This window comes from Brevibacillus sp. NRRL NRS-603, assembly GCF_003013445.1.
Taxonomy (GTDB): domain Bacteria; phylum Bacillota; class Bacilli; order Brevibacillales; family Brevibacillaceae; genus Brevibacillus; species Brevibacillus formosus.
Window position 1 is genome coordinate 1 of record NZ_PXZN01000073.1, and the last position, 890, is coordinate 890.

General features: G+C 48.0%; 1 protein-coding gene. It reads left to right on the plus strand.

Annotation, left to right across the window (positions count from 1 at the left end; genetic code table 11):
• Positions 1 to 119 precede the first annotated feature (119 nt).
• Positions 120 to 890, plus strand: a 771-nt coding sequence (locus C7R94_RS27820; RefSeq protein ID WP_106785817.1) for a hypothetical protein, incomplete at its 3' end; no start/stop codon positions are given.

Here is an 890-nt window from a genome sequence, read left to right on the forward strand (position 1 = left end):
CGACGAGGAGTAATAAAAAATCGACAAACGGGAAGTCACTTCGGTGGCTTCCTGTTTATTTTTCCGCATTTTGGCAAGAATGAGAGACAAGTAAGCCATCGTAAAGAAGGGATGCACAGATGAACTTGGCTGAGATCTTGGTGTACACCGATATCCGGCAGCTCCATCAGATTGCCAACCATTACGGATGCGAATGCAACCCTCATTCCAAAAACGAATTGATTACGTCACTGTTGTCTAGCTTGAGGCACAGGTTGACAATCTCCCAAGAAGTTGAGCAACTGAGCAGTGCAGAAACCCATTTTTTGCTCCAATTGTTCCTGGACAAGCGTACGGTCATGTCGCTGGAGGATTTGTTGGCAAAGGCTGGAGTGGCACTGGCGTGTGAAAAGGAAAAAAAGCAGGAAGAAGGGCGGAAGTTTGTCGCGGCTGCAATGAGGCGAGGATGGATTTTTCCTGCGAAAAGCAAGACAGTAGGTCAGTACCAAATTCCGCTGGACATCCGTGAGCCATATTTGCAAGCATGGTTGACAAAGTGGCGTGAGTCAAACGCATTCTTTCATCCCGGTCCGCAAGCATACAGGGATGAAGGAACAGCACTATGCGATGATATCATGCAATTTTTACAATTTCTCCAGCAGGAGCCAGTACCGCTAACCGCAGAAGGTGGCATGTACAAGCGTCATCAGCAGCAGCTTTTTCAATTTTTGTACGTAAAAGAAGAGCCGCTATTGCCGCAAAAATGGCGTTTTGGGTACGGGCTGCATTTTGATTTATACCCTGACCGCTTTTCCTTGCTCTACGATTTCTGCTACTATCACCGATGGATCGTAGAAGCGGACGGCAAGGTAGCATTAACGGAAGCAGGGAGGGAGCGACTGGAGCAACCG